This is a genomic window from Streptomyces tibetensis, assembly GCF_007655005.1.
Taxonomy (GTDB): Bacteria; Actinomycetota; Actinomycetes; order Streptomycetales; family Streptomycetaceae; genus Streptomyces; species Streptomyces tibetensis.
Genome location: NZ_SZVW01000066.1, coordinates 1 through 565 on the forward strand (window position 1 = coordinate 1; position 565 = coordinate 565).

Sequence of the window (565 nt, forward strand, 5' to 3'; positions counted from 1 at the left end):
CCCCAGAGCAAATGCGAGAATTCACAAAGAGATTGGTTAATATTGCTGCTGAATGCTGCCACCAGGATGATGCTCACAGACTATCATGTGCCCAAAACCATCTGGAACTAGCACTAGGATATCTTTGCTATTTGCACGAACAACACCCCATCAACAAGCAAGTGTGCAAATGCTGTAGTGATAGCTATGCTAAACGCCGGGAATGCTTCAGCGCTCTAGGAGTGGATCCAGAATACGTTCCTGTGCCATTTAACCCTGAAGTAGTCAGCTTCCATGGCGATTATTGCACAGCAAAAGCAGAAGAACAGCAGCAAAAGAAACAAACCGTGCTCATCCACATGCTTCAACATAAACCTGACATGACAGATGAGCAACTGGCAGGTGCCATTGTGGATTTCACTGGTGTGGTGACAGGCTGCTGTGCTGAAGAAAACAAAGACGAATGCTTTAACAGAGAGACTCCTAAACTGATTGAACGGACCAAAGCTGCCCTTGGAGACCACTAAGCATTTCAGATGAGCAGTTGGAGAATGTTGGAGTTAAAGCCCCAATATGCCAGTGTGCC

Annotated in this window: 1 protein-coding gene; it reads left to right on the forward strand. The window is 46.4% G+C overall.

What is annotated here, in order from left to right; genetic code table 11:
* Nucleotides 1-506: hypothetical protein (locus FDO69_RS40940; RefSeq protein ID WP_138430334.1), on the forward strand; the 506-nt coding region annotated here is incomplete at its 5' end.
* Nucleotides 507-565 lie beyond the last annotated feature (59 nt).